Raw genomic sequence first — 18,373 nt, forward strand, 5'->3', positions numbered from 1 at the left:
AACTATGAAAAAATTATTAACTATTTTAACGACTTTTAGTTTAATAACACCAACGATTAATACCATTGTTAGCTGCAATAATCGACCAAAGTATATTCCTGATGATGATTCCAAAGAAACTACGAACGATGTTGAAATTATGAACAAGCTTATGAGCAAAGTATCACAACATTTAAAAACATGATTAGCTGAGAAAGCAACAATTGATATTAATAATTATCCTGATCAAATTGCAGAATTTAAAGAATTAGTTACGCATTTAAAAACTAATGATGGGGAAGTTTTAACTGGTGCTACAATTAGCAAGTGGCGTTTTCTTGACCAATTAGTGACTGGATTCAAAACAGAATTTAATAATTTAAATCGTGATATTGCCAATGAATATTCTAATTTTTATTTACAATTTGAGTCATATTAATTTTGATAATTTGGCAAAATTAATTACTGTTAATAATAATAGTATTATGGGAATTACAATTAATGTTAAAATTTCATATCAAATTAAATTTAAAGATTTGGAGCAACGTGATAGTGTTGATAGCTTAGTTGTTATTTGTAATAACATTGAGGCTTTAAATGGGATTCAAAAAAATCTTGAAAATTATTTTATTACTTTTATTGATGATATTTTTAAAGCTGAAAACTATCAAGCTATTGATAAAGGAAATCGTGGTTATAATAACATTGATTCATCAAATACTATTTGACCAATGATTACAAAAGATTTAACAACAAGAGGAATTCTATTTAAAGGCAATTGCTCGTGAAGTTCTTTTAATAGTACTTTTACTCTTATAAAGACAGTTCTTAGAAGCGATTCAGTTTTAACATGAGCTGGTGAAGGATATAATGTAGCTAAATTAACACCAGAACAATTCTTACAATTTTATAAAAAGAAATATTTTACCGCAACTACTTTATCAGATTATTATGTTAAAGGAAATATTGTTTCTTTTACCCCAAATAGTTTTACAATTGAAAATTTACCATTTAATAATAAAGGGTCATCTAAAACCTTAAAAACACCAGTTAAAGTGTTGATTGAAAAAGAAAAGGTTGACCAGGGCTTAAATCAATTTGCGGAAACAACAATGAAATTATGGCAGTATTATCAAATTGAAACATATAACGATAAACTTGTTTTTAAAATGAACCAAGATGATTTTAATGACTTAATAAAAACAACTAATTCTTTTTCAGAAAAGAATAGTTCATATGCTAATTTATCACCAGTGTTTCGAACAATTTTTAAAATCTTTAATGATAAATTAGATTCAAAAATTAATCGTGATACAAGAATTTCTTTTGCACGAATTTTAGACAAAGTAACTTTAACCAAAAAAGCAAAATCATTTACTTTTCAATTATTTCGAAAAATGGATAAAAATGGATATTATTCATGATTAGATATAAACTTTAGTTATAATAGTTTTGGTTATAGTTTTTTCTTTAAACCAGATAGTAAAGAAACAAATACTGATAAGAAAGATGAATTTTTACAAACAATTGAATTTAAAGTTGTTTAGTTATTAAATTATTTTTATAATTTAAGGAAAATAAGACTATCTTAAAAAAGCAAGAAGATCTTGCTTTTTATTTTCTTTAAAGGAAGATCAATGTTTCTTTCCAAATATTTAATGGATAAAAATTAGGTTGTAAATAAGTGTTGTCGTTTTAGGAAAAAGTTTAATTTTGTAAGGTACCATACACATTTAAGAATTTAGCAGAATACCGCATAAAAGCGGTTTTTTTATGTTTAAAGGAGAAATACGGTATGGAAAAAATTAATAGTATTGTTAAACAAATAGAACAAGTAAAACAAATCTGTGGTGATGATTTCAAAAAATGACCTAACAAAATGGCACATGAAACATTAAAAATGGTTTATGAAGAATTAAAAGAGGCAATTGATAATGGCAAAATATTTTAAAAAATTTCAATGTCCAGTAAATACGATTGATAGCGATTTATGTTTATTTTGTAAGGGAGGATACTAATAATGGCAAAAACAGTTATACAAATAAGCCAAGAGCAACAAATATATTTACAAGAAAGTTTAAGCAATAAAACATATAAAGATGTTTGTGATGAATTTATTGAATTATGTAAAAAATTAAGTTTAGATGATTATGAAAAAGGTAAATCAATGATGGAACATTTTAATAATTTTATCAATGCACAAATAGTAGGAAAACAAGAACTTTTAACTTGTCAACATTGTATTAATGCAAAAGGTAAAATTAGTGAATTACCTTGAAATAAAGAAATTCAAAATGAGAATATAAAATAATGACAATAAAAGAATTTAATTATAAATATAAAAATGGATATATAGTTAAAAAATTACCTAACTCAGAGAAATATTTATTCCTATATGTTATAGGCAATGACGATTGAGATTGAATTGCATGAATTACTGAAGATTATTTTAATTCTACATGACATTGAATTGAACCTGAAGTAGTTAAAGACTTTATATCAATTAAATTAAAAGGAGAAAAAAATAAATTACAAACAATTATTGAATTATAAATTTACTAAAATAAAAAAGCTAGGAAAAAATTATGAAGAAACTATGAAAAAAAATAAAACAACTAAAAGAAATTAAAAAAATACATCAATATGCTGTTAAGTGAGCAGCAGATATTCCACATATTAAATTTAAAAAAAGTGCAACATAACTGTTGAAAAATTAATTATTTTTAATTAGAAAGGGGTTAGCTACAATGGAAAACATAAAAATTTGTGAATCTGGTTGCTATGATCGAAGTAGGAATTTTGCTAAAGACTTTGATTTTATAAAAGAGTTTAGCACTAATTCTGAAACTAAAGAAATTTATAAACCTTACAAGCAAAAAGATAAAAATAAAAATATATCTAATTATCGAATTCATAAAAGTTCTATGCAAAAATATAATAATTGTGGCCAAAAAATAATTAGTTACATTGTTAAAACTCCTGAGCGTTGAATTATTTTTCCTGGTTCTTTTGTTCATAAGGATAAATTTAAAGATGATTTTTTAATAGTTGGAATTGTTCCACAATTTATTTATTATACTCGAACAAATAGAGAAGCTGCACATGGAATTCCAAGTATTAAGAAAAAATGATTTAATATTTTTGTTGATTTAATTTAATTAGAACAATATGATCATAAAACACAAATTGAGGCTAATAATCAATTAACAAAAATATGAAATAACAATCAAGAATGAATTAATAAGCGTATCGAAAATAATGAAAGAATAAAAAAACTTGCTGAAGTGCAAGAAAAACAATTAGCAAACCAACCTGTAACCTACCGTGGTGCATAATATAAAATTAATGATAACCCTGACAGTAATAATGATCCTCCAACCATTGTTTTTGATAATGACGACAATATTTTATGAGATTAATGATAGGAGAGGGAATTTAATAGAAACATACGTCTACGTGTAAATTATAACACAATAGACTATTTTTGCGTAAATTGTTATTTTTGCTTTGGCAAAATATTCTGATATTCTTGTTCACATAAAATATACAAAAGAAATCACAGAAAGGTACACATAAAAGTCACGAATATTGATATGGAGGTTTTTATGAAACAACAAAGTTATTTTCCTAGTTTCTCAGTTGGGATAGATCCAGCTGGAATTGGAACTACTGGTATTTTTATTAAGACAATTGGAACACGATTTCCCCACTATAAATATGTCCAAGTAAGGTGCAGTAATCCAACGGATTCAGCAAATGAAATTTTAACTATTATCAATAATTTTAAAAATAAACATCATGATTTATCTTTAAATGTGGTAGTAGTTGAGAATTTGCACATGGGTCCTGAAAAAATGCGTGAGGTGCGTGCAACCCGTGAGTTAATTGGAATTTTAAGATATGAATTGCAAAATAAAATGCAATTACATTACCCAGCTGATAAAAACAAGGAAATGATTAAAAAAGAACTTAAAGAACGAACTACTAAAAATGAGCATTCAATTCATGCAAAAGCAATTTTAGAGGCACATTTTCGGGAAAAAGAATTTGGATATAAATGTGAAAAATACAATTGGGAGGTAATTGATTATGGCACAAAGAAAAATTGATAATAAGATGTTGCTATCAGTATTTGATGGCATTGTTGCAGTTTATAAAAAAGATTTATTAAAAGAAAAAATTAATGGTGTTGAAGTTGATGTGATGAGTATGCAAATTCGTTGAGGTTCCAGTTATGGCTGAATTAAAGAAACTATTTCAAAAAATATAACTCAGTTAAAGAAATTTGAAGTTAATGATGTAATTCACATTAAAGGCTCTTTAACTAATATTTTTAGTCGATATTATAAAAATAATTTGTTAGTTATTAATAATTTAATTGAAATTGATAAAGTAGGTAGGTTGGATCGTGCATATCATAAAAAATAAGTAAACCTTGACAAATTAAGAAAAATAGTGCATCTATATGTACCAGGAGGAATTATTATGGCCAATATAATTAAAAAATTAAAATTAGATGATAAAGGTAATCCAATTTTAAATGATAAAAAATAATTTGAAATTGAAGAAGTTGATTTAGACTCTTTAATGGCAGATGAAATAAAAAAACAAGTTAATGAACAAGGTGAAAAATTAGCAGAAGAAAAAGCTAAAGAAATACCCACTAAACAATTAGAAGATCAAACTACTAAAACGAAAACTGAAAAAGAAGATCGTCTTGCAGTTCTTGAAAAACAATTTGCAGAAATTCAACAAGGAATTAAATGAAATCAAGGTGTAGGAGTTACTCAAGAAAATAAACAGTCTGATAACTTAAATGTTAATAATAATCAAGAATCAAATTCTTCAATGGGAATTGATTTACAATCATTCAAAATAGTGGGAGGTAGTGAATAATGGCAATTACATTAAATAATATTCAAACTTATTTTAAGGATAATTTTAAATTAAGTAATTTATATGGAAGATCTAAATATTCTGTTTTATTCCCTAATGAGTTGCAACAAGATGGTGGTGGATGAAAAGCCGAAGTTTACTTACCAATTATAAATGAATCAATAACACAAAAAGATTGAGATCCTAATTTAGGTTTTACGGAAACTTATGTTACAGAAGACTTTAAAAAAGTACAATTAGATCAAAATTTTACTGTTTATAATCGAATTGCTAATCAAGATAAATTGGCATCAAATTGACCAGCTAATAAATTAACAATTACTGATTCACAAAAAGCTAAAATTTTAGATAAATATATTATTAAAGTTTTATGCACAAACGTAGCAAATAAAATTACAAGTCCAATTAAAATTACAAAAGATAATTTTGTAACTGAATTAAAACGTTTACAAGCATTTGTTTTAGAAAATGATATTCATTTAGAAGATTGTATTATTTTTATTGATCCTGAAGTCGTAAGTGCAATGATTAATGCTAAAATTCAATATTCAAAAGCAACAATTGAAGGAACTTTGGCAACAATTACTTCCGCATTAGGATTTAATTTTGTTGAGGCTCCAATTAAACAGTATGGTCATTTAATGGTACCAATTGCACCACAAGCAATGGCATGAGTTCTTGCTATTGATGTGCCACTACAAGCGGGACAGTATACTCAAGGAAGATATTTGGGTCAGTTATTTATTGCCAATAATGAATTTTATTATGGTGAAGTTGTTCAAAATAAATTTTGATTTTCATATCCAGACCCTGATTATGTGCCACCATCATCAACAAGAGTAACAAGAAGTATTGAAAATGTTGAACAATTAGAAAATGCAAAAAGATTAGCCTTAGATTTAGTTCTTGAAGCTTATGATGGTGTCCCTCACACTAAAGAACGTAGTGAATATGTTAAAAAAATTAATGATGCAAATAAATTAGATGATGTATATAAAACTAAAGAAGAAGCATTTAAGTTTTTAGACACTAAAAATGCCTCGTAAGATTTTAGATCAAAACTTAATAACGTATAAAAAACGGATTGTTTATCAAACGCCTCAAAAAGCAAAATCATTTTGAGAACTATTATTAGCGATGATTGGTCTACAAGTATTAGCAACAGTTTTAGGGTTTTTAACTGCTGGAATTGGGGCAGGAATAATTGAGGGTTTAGGTGCATCTCAGTTGTTTATTACAACAGGAAAAGTTTTTATTAGTGGAGTTACGAATTTTTTAGTAATGGAAACAAATGATGTTATCAATAACAATGTGAGTTTAAAAAATACGTTATTAAATTTGTCTTTTTGTAACATCAAAAGTAGGTTCACATCTAAATCGACAATATATTAGGAGGATATAATTATGGAACTTAATCAATTGTGAGAAATAACTTCATATAATGATTATTTTAATAATTGGAGAAGTACGGTAGGTCAATTTTCTAAATTAACGTCATATCAAAAATCTTTAGGATATGCGACTCCAGAGGAATTTTTTAACGCGCAAATGATTACCGCACAACAAATGGCCAATGAGAAAATTGGTAATATGATTGATAATCCTAATTGATTTAATTCACGTGATTTACCAGCAATTACACAGGAAAATTTAAAACGTTTTACTTACCGGGCAATGGATTATTTACCCGTTAACGATTATGTTGTTGTCGAAGATGATCGTGTTAATATATCAATTAGCAATGGTAGTCGAACTGATTCAACAGTTAAAACTCCTAAATTAACAATTGATGGTTTATTGGGTGATTTTGCATGAAGAGCTTGACGAGCAACCGGTCTAGAGCATCTATATTCAACTTATTTAGCAAAAAAGAATGAGACACCATTATTAGACCCGAAACAGTTTTATGACAAACAAGAAATTGATGCCTTCTTATTGGAAATAGATAATACAATTCAAGAAGAACATAGTTTTGCTGAAATTGAAACAACAAAAAACCGTGATTTAATTGTTAAAATAGAAACTGAATTAACATCCGAAATTAACCAAAAGCAAAATATTGCTGATCAAATTTTATATCAGCAAGCAACTGATGATGAAGGTCAACCAGTTGGACCTATTGAAAAACTAGGTCAATTTGATGAAATTTTAGAAATTAGTCGTTATCCAGCAAATGCCGTTGTCACAACTCCCGAAGGTAAAAAACGTGCAATTTTAAATCATAACATTTTGGGTGAAGTTAAAGATGCTATGGTTGTTCAGTCAACTTCTGATAGTGATTTAGTAAATGCAATTGGACGTGTTTGAGGATATGGTGTTGAAAATGATGTAATGCAAGCAAAAACTGATATCGCCAAAAATACAACTGATATTACAAATAACAAAAGTAATATTGGTGATATTACTCAATTAACGACAGATCAAAAAGATAATTTAACAAATGCTATTAATTCGACAAATGATAAATTTGATTTACTAAAGAATAATCTTTATAAAGATGTTACTGATTTTTTTAAGACAAAAGGTAGTTTATTAGATATAAATAAAAAGTATTTAATTGTTGCTTTTGGAATAATAAATAATAAAGAATTATATTTTTGAAATTTTGTTAAACCAAATTATCAAGAAGTTTCACCAGGAGTAAAAACTAGTCAAGACATTTTTTTATCGTCAGAGACTAATGTATCTTCAACTCAAGCTGGCGTTATTTCAATTAAAACATCTTGAGTTAGTATTAGTTTTCCAATTGATGGTGCAATTGCAAGAGAAGGTATCATAAGTTTAAGGGGAAATAACTGTACTTTTGATGTTACAAAAAGCCAAATGACTGATAGTAAAAATTTATCAGGTCAAATTTCAGAATTTAGTGTATATGAATATAATGGTCAAGGAATACCATTGCCAATAACATTTGATAAACCTATTTCAAATCAGAAAATTAATTTTACAATTCCCTATTGAGAAAAACAACATGAACTAGAATTAGCAGAAGAGGAAAGCAAACGATTAAAGAGAGAAAATGCTAAATTATCTGATATTAAGCCATTAGAAGACCAAATTAGCGAAATTAAACCTATTGTTGATGGATTTTTATACAGCAAAAAGATGAGCATCGAATGAAAACATTAGGGTTACATCCTTACTATAAATATTACAAAAAAATGAAGGAGATGACTCATAATGGCAGATACAAAATTTAATTTATTTGAAAGTTTAAATCCAAAACCCATTTTTGATGGCTTGAAGAAATTATTTAATGTAGGGCAGTGAAAAAATAAATATCTTGATGAAAGAGATAATCGACAAAAAGAACTAACAAATGAGTTGCAGTTATCAAAAGAAATTTGTGAGTTAAAAATTAAACGTCAAGCAATGTTTCGTTATTTTGGCCATGTTCCATATTTATCAATTTTCTCAATTTTATTAGTAGCTAGCCAATACAAATGATTTGGAGAGGGTTTATATCCAATTTCTGATACCCATAATTTTATTACTTTAAAATTTGGAGAATGGGGTGGTTACCCGGTGGAATATTTAGGAATTTGAGGAATTTGTAAAGTAACTAATAATCCATTAACTAGAAAATTATATATTGGTAAAGGTTTTCAACATCTTTATCGGTTACCTGCTTATTTGATTACAATACCAATTTGAACAATGTTCAATAAGAAAATTAAACAAAAAGAAGATTTATGAAATGAAAGAAAATTAAATTCATTGACAAATCAAGAAAAATAGTGCATCTATATGTACCAGGAGGAATTTAAAATGATCAAAAATAAAAAGCGTAAAATTAGAACTTTATTTGAAGGTCAAGATAGATATGCAGTAGTAACAAATTTATGAATAGCATGAAAAAAAAGAAATCCTACAGTAGTTTTAGAAAATAAAAGTATGGTTAATCGAATTGAAAATGCATTAGCTATGTTATCAAGTAATTTAAAATCAAATTATTGTATTAATAAAGGAGATAATGACGATTACAAAATTTTATTACCATATTATTTTGAGGTTACTAATCCATTAGAAAGTCCAGATGCAACTGACTATTATGAATATAAAGATATAGTTGTTAAATTAAAATCAAATTATGGTATTTTTACTGAAAATAGCTTTGAATTTAACCAAGATATAATTTCAAAAAACTATATTTATCAATTAGACTATAATAACTTTTCATTTCCGGAAATTAATAATTCGTTAGAAACTAGTTCGATTCCTTCCACAATGCCTTTAGATCAACAGTTAGCTAATGGTAGCTATTCAAAATACTTAGCTCATCGAATTACTAATTTAGATGAAGAAGTCAAACAATTATACTCTAGCTATGGTAGTGGCAAAATTGAATTTGATTCTTACAATGATAGTCTTACTAACAAAGGCGAATTCAAGTTACAATTTCCATCTTATATCACTGAATTATTAGTTAGTTCAATCCCGGGTTATGGATTATGAGAGTTTAAATTAACTGATGAATATAATGAGAAAGTTAAATTTGCAATTGGTTTATTTGATAGCACTGATCAATCTAGATCATTAATATCACTTATATTATAAGGGTTTTTATTTGCCAAAATCCACGAGCGCTCGCGCGTAATTTTATTGACTTTTTAAGAAAAATAGTGCATCTATATTGGCATGGAAACAAAAGAAATAATTAACTTAAATTGAGATGAACAAAACTGTAATTTTAACATTGACGCATTAGCTAAAATTTTTATTGCTAAATTTTGTGAGCCAATATCGAAATCAGCAATATTTAAAATTTTAACTGGGGCAAAAGGGTTTGGAAAATCTTATCTTATTTGTTTATTAGCGTTATTTTATACATGCAATTTTTTAGATTGAAATTGTCTACTGGCAAGATATACTTACATATCAGCCAAATATAACTACGATAAGAAAATGACAAGAGTTATTAATGATTTAGAAGAATATGTAGTCACAATCAAAGAAGCTATTTCAGAAAAAATAATAAAGAAAAAAGTTAGTGACACTAGATTTGAATATATTTGACCGAATGGCAGAATAATTAAAGTTGTTGGTTTTGACAACGGAAGTACTTGAGAAGGACAAGATGCATCAGTAGGGGAATATGCCTTTTTTGGTTTAGACGAGGTAATTCCGCTAGATGCAACAATTTTAGATGAAAACGAATACATGTATCGATTATTCAATATGATAATTCAAATTTCACGTGGGAAAAATATTGCAACTACAAGAGAAGTAGTTCCACAATTATGTTATTCAGATGATGATGTAACAATGGAATTACGAAAAGAACAGATTATTATTTTTGGCTTTAACAATCATAATGCTGATCATATTATTTATGAAACATTCGTCCAATCTATTTTTCCATTAACAGAGGAAGTCCAAAAAGAACTAGATGATAATGATATATCATATTTTAATGATCAAACTTTTATGAATGATATTGGTGTGACAGTTGTCAGAGGTACTACAAAAGTAAATAACAAAAATCTTAATCAAAGAGTATTTGATTTAGGAAATTGATTAAATGAAAATAAACCAGAAGTATATGATTCACTATTTCGTGGGGGAGAGCGTCAATTTAATCCTGAACGTTATAGTTACAAAAAAGACTTAATTACTGGTGCCAAATTTTTTAATCCAAAATAATTTTATTGAAAAGATATGAACAAATATTGATTTACTAAAATTAAAATTGGTGCAGATTATGCTGATAGTATAAAAGGGCAAGATGATGCCACTCAAATTTTAATAGGATTTGAATTTGATAAGGAAGAATTTATTGAAGGAATTTATATTCTTGAATAACAATCAATATCAAGTACAGAATTTAAGGATATGACTGAAAAAGTTGATAGTATGGTTAATAAAATTAATAGTTGATCACAAATTTATCATAACTTAAAGGAAGACTTTAGTTATCGTATTGGGTATGATGCTCGTACAGTTGGCCATTTTGTTAGAAAAACACTACTTGAAAATAATGATTGAAAAAATATGGATTTAGATATTACAAGATTTTCTACTATTTTAGTTACTGGAACAAAAGGATGAAGTGTACAAGACCGACATTATAAATGAAAAAGATTATTAGCCGAAGGAAAAATTTATTTTAGTGAGAATTTAGATGTTTTTAAAACATTTAATGACAAAGAAATATTAGTAAAAAAGAATGGTTATTTATATCAAGAATTATTTAATTGTATTAATAATGAGAAAACTAATATTCGCGATGAAAAACCCGGTGTAAATAAATTGGATATGATAAATGCAGCTGAATGTTGTTTTAGCTATTTTAGGTTTAAATTATTTAAAAACTTTAATTTTGTCGAAAACTCTTGATATTTATAAAATATACCTAAAATTAGGTATATTTTTAATATATAGAGGTAAATAAATGATGAAAAAAATAATTACAGAATTAATAAATAGCTTAACAGATGATCAATTTTTAGAATTTTATGAAAAAATAAAACAACAAGCAGACTTAATTAAAAAACAAAAACGTTTAAATGAAATTGATCAAAAATTTAGAGATAAAGGCATTATATGTCCTAATTGCAAATCTTTTCATTGTGTTAAAAATGGTCATAATTCCGAAGGAAAACAAAAATATTTATGTAAAAAATGTCGTGCTAGTTTTGATGCATTTCGTCATCATTTTACTTATTGAAGTCATTTAAATTATGAACAGTGAAATTTATTAATTCAAATTTCATTGTTAGGACAATCTAGTAAAATAATTTCTCGTTTTATTAAAACAACCCCAAAAACCGCTTGATATAATCGACAAAAATTAATGCAATCAAAACAATTAGAAAATACACAGTTAAAATTTAAAAAATTAAATGGTCAAATCCAAATGGATGAAACATTTATTAAAGAAATTCATAAAGGCAATTTTAAAGATAAATTTGATAAACGAAAAACTCATCTCGATCCATTTTCAACTGATACCAAATGCTGTATTCAAATGGCAGTTGATAGCAATAATAATATTTTTGTTCAATCCACCAATACCAAAAGATTACAAAAACAATGGATTATTGAAAATATGAATAAGCAACTAATTAAAGAAAAATCAATAATTATTTCTGATATGCAACCACTATATTTATTAGTAGCAAAACAAACAAATTCTACTCTATATTCCACCAAAACTAGTACAAACCCTGATACTAGTTATCAAAAGTTAAATAAGATTAGTAAATTACAATCCAGTCTTAAAGAAGCCTTAATTCATTATCATGGTTTGGGTTTCACTAATATTCAAAATTATTTAAAGCTCTGAAAATGAAAATACCAACACAAAGGTTTAACACCAAACCAACAATCAACGGTATTATATTTTAACGTTTAAAAAATTTAAAGCAAAATCATAATCTTACACAAAATTAGTTTTCAAATTGTCATATTGATGATTTTTTTTATTTCATCAAGAGTTTTCGACAAAATTAAAGTTTAAAAATTAAAAAAATAAGTTATAATTAATATGTAATAGGAGTTGATGTGAAATTAGTAAAAGTGAAAATAAGAATTATATTGACGAAAATTTTAAATGATTTAATGATAATAAAAATGAATTAATTAAAAAATATAATTTAAAAAATGAGGATATTGTTATAATTTCGGATAAAAAATTTGTAGCAAAATTTTCTAATTATGATGAAGCTAATATTTATTCATTAGAAAATTTAAGTGATAAAAAATTCATCGTTCAAAAAATTAGTGATTTAGATCCAAAAATGAATAATTTTGGATATGTGGTATTAAGTTTTTATGCCTAAAATTTGAACGTCACTTAAAAATAGAAGATTCGAAGTTGATTTAGTCGTTACTTCCATTTCCAACAAAGAAATTAATTTAAAGGATGGTTTTTTTGTAAAGCTTTAATAGATACCTGGTGCAACAAATTCTGTTATATCAACTAAAATTGTTGAAAAATTAAAACTTGAGTCAAGAGGAAAAATGAAAGTTTCTACTGGTTCTAATTCAGAAGATGAATTTTATACATATATGGTTGCTTTACATTTACCAATTGACCTTCAACAAGGAATAGTATCAACACCTGAGGGATTAAAATCTCGAGTATTCCCAAGTTCATTTGTAACTAAGATTACAATGGTTCACGGAAATGAACATATTTCCAGCCAAGGATTTGACGCAATAATTGGACTGGATGTACTTGAAAGTGGCCATTGTACTATTGCTGGCCCAAATATGGTATTATCATTCTAATTTAATTTATAACTGCCAAAAATCTTTAATTTTGTCGAAAACTCTTGATGAAATAAAAAAAATCATCAATATGACAATTTGAAAACTAATTTTGTGTAAGATTATGATTTTGCTTTAAATTTTTTAAACGTTAAAATATAATACCGTTGATTGTTGGTTTGGTGTTAAACCTTTGTGTTGGTATTTTCATTTTCAGAGCTTTAAATAATTTTGAATATTAGTGAAACCCAAACCATGATAATGAATTAAGGCTTCTTTAAGACTGGATTGTAATTTACTAATCTTATTTAACTTTTGATAACTAGTATCAGGGTTTGTACTAGTTTTGGTGGAATATAGAGTAGAATTTGTTTGTTTTGCTACTAATAAATATAGTGGTTGCATATCAGAAATAATTATTGATTTTTCTTTAATTAGTTGCTTATTCATATTTTCAATAATCCATTGTTTTTGTAATCTTTTGGTATTGGTGGATTGAACAAAAATATTATTATTGCTATCAACTGCCATTTGAATACAGCATTTGGTATCAGTTGAAAATGGATCGAGATGAGTTTTTCGTTTATCAAATTTATCTTTAAAATTGCCTTTATGAATTTCTTTAATAAATGTTTCATCCATTTGGATTTGACCATTTAATTTTTTAAATTTTAACTGTGTATTTTCTAATTGTTTTGATTGCATTAATTTTTGTCGATTATATCAAGCGGTTTTTGGGGTTGTTTTAATAAAACGAGAAATTATTTTACTAGATTGTCCTAACAATGAAATTTGAATTAATAAATTTCACTGTTCATAATTTAAATGACTTCAATAAGTAAAATGATGACGAAATGCATCAAAACTAGCACGACATTTTTTACATAAATATTTTTGTTTTCCTTCGGAATTATGACCATTTTTAACACAATGAAAAGATTTGCAATTAGGACATATAATGCCTTTATCTCTAAATTTTTGATCAATTTCATTTAAACGTTTTTGTTTTTTAATTAAGTCTGCTTGTTGTTTTATTTTTTCATAAAATTCTAAAAATTGATCATCTGTTAAGCTATTTATTAATTCTGTAATTATTTTTTTCATCATTTATTTACCTCTATATATTAAAAATATACCTAATTTTAGGTATATTTTATAAATATCAAGAGTTTTCGACAAAATTAAAGCCAAAAATTAATGGCAGTTTTTTATTTTAATGTTATAATTTTATTAACGGTATGAACTAAATTCTTAAATGTCTGTGGTTTTCACAGAAAAAGTTTAATTTTAACTTGCATTTTAAAATTAAACTTTATACTATTACTTTAACAACTTTAAAAAGCAATTTTGGATGTTACGGGAATTAGGTGAAACTCCTAGGCTGTCCCAGCAACTGTAAAGTGGATGAAAGCTAACATATGCCATTTAGAAGATAATTCTTGAGAAGGAATAGCGAGTAAAGTGAAACTGAGCCAGTAGACCGATCTAAAAAACATTGATATTTTATCAGTGCTGCCTTTATAGTTATTATCCCTGGGGTTGGATAGTTAATTATTTATTAGTGAAAAACTATTAAATAATAATTTTAAAGACGTCAAAAAGCGTTTTTTAGTTGTTAATTTAAAGCGATAATCCTATTAGGGCATTATTTAAAATAATAATAATTAAAAAATCTTTAAGTTTAATAAAACTAATTTTAAAATATTTTATAATTTTAATTTTTTATTAAATTAATTTATTAAATAAAAATAAAACTGTTAATTAAACATCACTTATACGAATATATTAAAATATTCCTTTTCGTTTTGTTTAAATTTATTTTTAAGAAAAAGCATTTTAAATAATAACCTCATTAATAGGATCGTTAGTCCAATAAAGGTACAAAAGGAAGGAAATAAAAAAATGACACCACATATTAATGCAAAACCAACGGATATTGCAAAAGTTGTTTTAATGCCCGGTGATCCGTTACGAGCAAAAGCAATTGCGGAAAAATATTTGACCGATTACAAATTAGTCAATGAGGTTCGAAATATGTTTATGTATACAGGAAAATATCAAGATATTGAAATTACAATTGCTGGAAGTGGGATGGGTTGTCCAAGTATTGGAATTTATTCCTATGAATTATTTAAATTTTATGATGTTGATTATATTATTCGCATTGGTTCAGCGGGTAGTTATAAATCAGAGTTTGAACTATATGATATTTTCAATGTTCGCGAAGCGTTTGGTGAAAGTAATTATGCCAAAATTGCTGCTAATATAGATTCTCATCTAATTCCAGCAAGTGAAAAATTATTCAATACGATTGAAGAGGTAGCGTTAAAGCAAGGAATCAAAACACATACTGGTAATGCCCATGCTGCTGATGTTTTTTATCGCTATGATGAGTCGTTATCATTTACGAAAGAACATAATCTAGATGTTGTTGAAATGGAATCATATGCCTTGTTTGCAAATGCAATTGTGACCAAAAAACAAGCAGCAACATTGCTAACTATTTCTGATAACCTTGTTACAAAACAAGCAGCTTCAGCAATGGAACGCCAAAATAATTTTATGGTAATGGTGCAATTGGCGTTAACAACGGCAGTGCAATTAATGAAATAACCTAACGGAGGAGAAGAAATGAAAATTGCTGTTTTTGGAACTGTTGGTGCTGGGAAAACAAAAGTTAGTGAGACGTTATGTCAACAGTTAAATTATAATTTATTTAAAGAACCCTTAGAAGAAAACCCATATTTTAATGATTTTTATCAGGACATGAAAGGATTTGCCTTTAAAATGCAAATTTACATGTTGACAACCAGAATTGAACAATTTTTTGAAATTGATAATTTAGAAGATACTGTTTTTGATCGCACGATTTTAGAAGATCCGGTTTTTGTTCGGGTTTCACATTTGTTAGAAATTATGAATGATGTTGATTTTAAAGTTTACAATCGTTTTTTTCAAAATGTTATTACACCAATTTTAAAACAAAAATTAGGGTTTGATGTCATTATTTATTTAAAAGTTTCAACACCAAAAGCTGTTGAACGGATTAATAAGCGTGGCCGCGTATTAGAATTAGAAACGCCATACCATTATTGGGAAAAATTAAATGAACAATATGAGGTCTTATATCATGAATTAAAGGATGATTATCATTTCATTGTTGTTGATGCTGATAACGATAATTTTGCAGAAAAAATGACCTTTATTATGCAGAAATTATTAATGATAGATAATAAAGTTCCTTGTTTAATTTAAAAATAATTATCGTTGATATTTTAAATTTATTAGGAGGAAAACGAAATGAAAGATACAAATAATAATATTGAAACAAAAAGCTTAAGTAATTTACGAATTTTAGGCTTAGATCCAATTATCTATAATAAAACTGGCCATCCAGGGATTGTTTTAAGTGCAGCGCCAATGATGCAAGCAATTTATTTAAACAATTTAATTGCTAATCCAGCTGTCCCCGATTGAATTAATCGTGACCGTTTTGTGCTATCGCCAGGACATGCGTCAACGCTTCAATATGCAATTTTACATTTTGCAGGTTATGATTTATCAATTGATGATTTAAAAAATTATCGCCATATTAATTCAAAAACCCCAGCGCACCCTGAATATGGTGTAACCCCAGGGGTTGATAATTCATCGGGACCATTAGGCCAAGGTGTTGGTTATGGCGTTGGAATGGCATTAGCAGAACAACATTTAGCCGCTAAGTTTAATAAACCAGGACACGACATTATTGATCATTATACTTATGTTTTGTGTAGTGATGGTGATTTACAAGAGGGGGGTGCTCTTGAGGCAATCCAGTTAGCTGGAGTATGAAAGTTAAATAAATTAATTATGTTGTATGATTCAAATGATTGTCAATTAGATACCAAGTGTGATGAAGTTTTAAAAGTAAATTATCAAAAATTTTTTGAAGCACAAAATTGAAATTATATTCGCGTTGATAATGCTGATGAAGATTTAACAGCAATTAAAAAGGCAATCACAGCAGCGCAAAAAAGTGATAAGCCAACTTTAATTGAGTGTAAAACAATTATTGGTTATGGGCATCCAAAACAAGGCTCACCAATGCATTCATCACCGTTTACAGCAGAAGAAATGCAACAAGTGCAAACCTTTTATGATTTTGAACATCCGCAATTTTATGTTGACCCAGATGTTAAAACTTATTGAAAGGATACTTTTATTAAACGCGGTCAAGAAACATACCAAACATGAGCAACAAAATTAAAAGCTTATCAAACTGCTTTTCCCGAGGAATTCAAGCAATTATTTGCTGCCCCGACTGTTGAATTTGATGCTTTTAAATCCTTATTAACAACTGATCAAAATAAAAAAGCAGGAACAAGAATTATTATGGGGGATGTTTTTAAATATTATCAACAAAAATGTCCTAATAATATGTTTGGTGGTAGTGCTGATTTGGGAACAGCGACAAAGATTATTGGTTATAATGGTTCATGAACAATTAAGACACCCCAAAATAATAATATTCATTTTGGGGTTCGGGAATTTGCCGCCGGGACAATTAGCATTGGAATTGAATTACATCAAGGATTAAAAGGATTTAATTCAACGTTTTTAATTTTTTCTGATTATATGAAACCGTGCATTAGAATGGCATGTATTCAAAATTTACCGGTTATTTTTGCTTTTTCACATGACTCAATTGGGGTTGGTTTTGATGGTAAGTCGCACCAGCCAGTTGAACAATTAGCAATGTTACGAAATTGTCCGAATTTAAACGTTTTACGTCCTGCTGATATTAATGAAGCAATTGGTTGTTTAAAACTTGTTGTTGAAACAAAAAAAACGCCTTCAGCATTAATTTTATCGCGCCAAGATACCCCTTATCAGTTAGCTACAACTTGTTATAAAAAAACATTGCAGGGAGGATATATTGTTGTTGAAGAAGACAAGACAAAACCATTAACGGCAATTATTATTGCAACAGGAACCGAAGTTCCAATTGCAATTAATGCGGCTAAGACAATGAAAGCAAATATTCGGGTGGTTTCAATGCCATCGGTTGAATTATTTGACCAGCAACCAATTGCTTATCAAGAAAGCATAATTCCAAAAGACTTTCTAAAAGTAATTGCGATTGAGTTTTCTAATGACTATGTTTGATACAAATTTGTTGGTAAAACTGGTTTAGTAATTGGTGTTGATGATTATGGTTTATCAGGAAGTGCTGATGCTGTTATTAAGTACAAATGCTTAGATCAAGACACGATTATTCAAAGAATTGAAAAATATTTAGGTTAAG

Annotated in this window: 23 protein-coding genes and 1 riboswitch; of the genes, 22 read left to right on the forward strand and 1 reads right to left on the reverse strand. The window is 27.2% G+C overall.

What is annotated here, in order from left to right:
* Positions 1 to 4 precede the first annotated feature (4 nt).
* From AACK91_RS08560 to AACK91_RS08650, 19 genes are all read left to right on the forward strand, one after another.
* A complete protein-coding gene (locus tag AACK91_RS08560) occupies positions 5 to 418 on the forward strand; it encodes a lipoprotein (protein ID WP_338965873.1) in 414 nt (137 codons plus the stop codon).
* Between the two features lie 10 nt (positions 419 to 428).
* Positions 429 to 1,526 (forward strand): hypothetical protein, encoded by a 1,098-nt coding sequence (locus tag AACK91_RS08565; protein WP_338965875.1) that lies wholly within the window; start codon positions 429 to 431, stop codon positions 1,524 to 1,526.
* Between the two features lie 248 nt (positions 1,527 to 1,774).
* Positions 1,775 to 1,930: a hypothetical protein gene (locus AACK91_RS08570; protein ID WP_338965877.1), complete on the forward strand. Its 156-nt coding sequence runs from the start codon at positions 1,775 to 1,777 to the stop codon at positions 1,928 to 1,930.
* Positions 1,931 to 1,999: 69 nt separating this feature from the next.
* Entirely contained in the window at positions 2,000 to 2,290 is a 291-nt protein-coding gene (locus AACK91_RS08575; RefSeq protein ID WP_198049139.1) for a hypothetical protein, read from the forward strand.
* Positions 2,290 to 2,532 (forward strand): hypothetical protein, encoded by a 243-nt coding sequence (locus tag AACK91_RS08580; RefSeq protein ID WP_338965879.1) that lies wholly within the window; start codon positions 2,290 to 2,292, stop codon positions 2,530 to 2,532. Before AACK91_RS08575 ends, AACK91_RS08580 begins: the two co-directional genes overlap by 1 nt.
* Positions 2,533 to 2,726: 194 nt before the next feature.
* A complete protein-coding gene (locus AACK91_RS08585) occupies positions 2,727 to 3,137 on the forward strand; it encodes a hypothetical protein (RefSeq protein ID WP_338965881.1) in 411 nt (136 codons plus the stop codon).
* Positions 3,138 to 3,584: 447 nt separating this feature from the next.
* A complete protein-coding gene (locus AACK91_RS08590; protein ID WP_338965883.1) occupies positions 3,585 to 4,091 on the forward strand; it encodes a hypothetical protein in 507 nt (168 codons plus the stop codon).
* Positions 4,069 to 4,407: a hypothetical protein gene (locus AACK91_RS08595; RefSeq protein ID WP_338963648.1), complete on the forward strand. Its 339-nt coding sequence runs from the start codon at positions 4,069 to 4,071 to the stop codon at positions 4,405 to 4,407. Before AACK91_RS08590 ends, AACK91_RS08595 begins: the two co-directional genes overlap by 23 nt.
* A gap of 159 nt (positions 4,408 to 4,566) precedes the next feature.
* The gene (locus tag AACK91_RS08600) at positions 4,567 to 4,875 is read left to right on the forward strand and encodes a hypothetical protein (protein WP_338965885.1); all 309 of its coding nucleotides are present in this window, start codon (positions 4,567 to 4,569) and stop codon (positions 4,873 to 4,875) included.
* On the forward strand, positions 4,875 to 5,921 hold the full coding sequence (locus AACK91_RS08605; RefSeq protein WP_338965886.1) for a hypothetical protein: 1,047 nt from the start codon (positions 4,875 to 4,877) through the stop codon (positions 5,919 to 5,921). The genes AACK91_RS08600 and AACK91_RS08605 overlap by 1 nt, the downstream gene beginning before the upstream one ends.
* Positions 5,911 to 6,267, forward strand: coding sequence for a hypothetical protein (locus tag AACK91_RS08610; RefSeq protein WP_338965887.1), 357 nt, complete (start codon positions 5,911 to 5,913; stop codon positions 6,265 to 6,267). Before AACK91_RS08605 ends, AACK91_RS08610 begins: the two co-directional genes overlap by 11 nt.
* 12 nt (positions 6,268 to 6,279) lie before the next feature.
* Positions 6,280 to 8,004 carry a hypothetical protein gene (locus AACK91_RS08615; protein WP_338965888.1) on the forward strand — a complete coding sequence of 575 codons (1,725 nt, stop codon included), beginning with the start codon at positions 6,280 to 6,282 and terminating at the stop codon, positions 8,002 to 8,004.
* Positions 8,005 to 8,055: 51 nt separating this feature from the next.
* The gene (locus AACK91_RS08620; protein ID WP_338965889.1) at positions 8,056 to 8,613 is read left to right on the forward strand and encodes a hypothetical protein; all 558 of its coding nucleotides are present in this window, start codon (positions 8,056 to 8,058) and stop codon (positions 8,611 to 8,613) included.
* 30 nt (positions 8,614 to 8,643) lie between these two features.
* Positions 8,644 to 9,432 (forward strand): hypothetical protein, encoded by a 789-nt coding sequence (locus AACK91_RS08625; protein ID WP_338965891.1) that lies wholly within the window; start codon positions 8,644 to 8,646, stop codon positions 9,430 to 9,432.
* A gap of 81 nt (positions 9,433 to 9,513) precedes the next feature.
* A complete protein-coding gene (locus AACK91_RS08630; RefSeq protein WP_338965894.1) occupies positions 9,514 to 10,518 on the forward strand; it encodes a hypothetical protein in 1,005 nt (334 codons plus the stop codon).
* Positions 10,519 to 10,533: 15 nt separating this feature from the next.
* Positions 10,534 to 10,677 carry a hypothetical protein gene (locus AACK91_RS08635; RefSeq protein WP_338965896.1) on the forward strand — a complete coding sequence of 48 codons (144 nt, stop codon included), beginning with the start codon at positions 10,534 to 10,536 and terminating at the stop codon, positions 10,675 to 10,677.
* A 30-nt stretch (positions 10,678 to 10,707) separates the two neighbouring features.
* Complete coding sequence (locus AACK91_RS08640) at positions 10,708 to 11,220, forward strand: hypothetical protein (protein ID WP_338965898.1); 513 nt, start codon at positions 10,708 to 10,710, stop codon at positions 11,218 to 11,220.
* Positions 11,221 to 11,266: 46 nt separating this feature from the next.
* Complete coding sequence (locus tag AACK91_RS08645; protein ID WP_338963247.1) at positions 11,267 to 12,229, forward strand: IS1/IS1595 family N-terminal zinc-binding domain-containing protein; 963 nt, start codon at positions 11,267 to 11,269, stop codon at positions 12,227 to 12,229.
* Between the two features lie 608 nt (positions 12,230 to 12,837).
* Positions 12,838 to 13,107: a hypothetical protein gene (locus AACK91_RS08650; protein WP_338965899.1), complete on the forward strand. Its 270-nt coding sequence runs from the start codon at positions 12,838 to 12,840 to the stop codon at positions 13,105 to 13,107.
* 123 nt (positions 13,108 to 13,230) lie between these two features.
* Here the strand turns inward: AACK91_RS08650 and AACK91_RS08655 are convergent, their stop codons facing one another.
* Positions 13,231 to 14,193: an IS1/IS1595 family N-terminal zinc-binding domain-containing protein gene (locus AACK91_RS08655; RefSeq protein WP_338963247.1), complete on the reverse strand. Its 963-nt coding sequence runs from the start codon at positions 14,191 to 14,193 to the stop codon at positions 13,231 to 13,233.
* Positions 14,194 to 14,418: 225 nt separating this feature from the next.
* Positions 14,419 to 14,589, forward strand: a riboswitch (cobalamin riboswitch).
* 399 nt (positions 14,590 to 14,988) lie between these two features.
* Here AACK91_RS08655 and deoD point away from each other — a divergent pair.
* From deoD to tkt, 3 genes are read left to right on the forward strand one after another with little or no spacing between them, the layout of a single operon-like run.
* Positions 14,989 to 15,699, forward strand: coding sequence for a purine-nucleoside phosphorylase (gene deoD, locus AACK91_RS08660; protein WP_338965902.1), 711 nt, complete (start codon positions 14,989 to 14,991; stop codon positions 15,697 to 15,699).
* 18 nt (positions 15,700 to 15,717) lie between these two features.
* Positions 15,718 to 16,341 carry a deoxynucleoside kinase gene (locus AACK91_RS08665; RefSeq protein WP_338965905.1) on the forward strand — a complete coding sequence of 208 codons (624 nt, stop codon included), beginning with the start codon at positions 15,718 to 15,720 and terminating at the stop codon, positions 16,339 to 16,341.
* 45 nt (positions 16,342 to 16,386) lie between these two features.
* On the forward strand, positions 16,387 to 18,372 hold the full coding sequence (gene tkt / locus AACK91_RS08670; RefSeq protein ID WP_338965907.1) for a transketolase: 1,986 nt from the start codon (positions 16,387 to 16,389) through the stop codon (positions 18,370 to 18,372).
* The last annotated feature ends 1 nt before the right edge of the window (position 18,373 follow it).

Origin of the sequence: Spiroplasma endosymbiont of Sarcophaga carnaria, assembly GCF_964019595.1 — a bacterium.
Classification (GTDB): Bacteria; Bacillota_I; Bacilli_A; order Mycoplasmatales; family Mycoplasmataceae; genus Spiroplasma; species Spiroplasma poulsonii.